Origin of the sequence: Microbulbifer okhotskensis, from assembly GCF_023895975.1 — a bacterium.
Lineage (GTDB): Bacteria > Pseudomonadota > Gammaproteobacteria > Pseudomonadales > Cellvibrionaceae > Microbulbifer > Microbulbifer okhotskensis.
Map to the genome: position 1 here is coordinate 1 of NZ_JALBWM010000434.1, position 339 is coordinate 339.

1 protein-coding gene is annotated in these 339 nt (G+C 49.9%); it reads right to left on the reverse strand.

Annotated elements, in window-relative coordinates; genetic code table 11:
- Positions 1-339 (reverse strand): IS256 family transposase (locus tag MO867_RS22810; protein WP_252473423.1); only part of this gene is annotated, 339 nt, incomplete at both ends.

The following is a 339-nucleotide window of genomic DNA, read 5'->3' on the forward strand; positions in this document are numbered from 1 at the left end:
CCCCTTCAGATCAGCGGCAACCGCCTTGTAATCCTTCCATGAAACGTATTTCAGTGAGTTGCGTACCATATGTACGATGCAGAGTTGGACCTTGGCATTAGGATATTCTGCCGCAATCGCTTCAGGGAATCCTTTCAGGCCGTCTACACAGGTAATCAGGACATCCTCCAGGCCACGGTTCTTCAGCTCCGTGAGCACGGATAACCAGAACTTAGCGCCCTCAGTTTCAGCGAGCCACAAGCCTAGCAGCTCCTTCTGACCTTCCATATTGACGCCCAGCGCAACGTACATGGACTTATTGATCACTCGTTTATTTTGGCGAATTTTCAGGACAATACA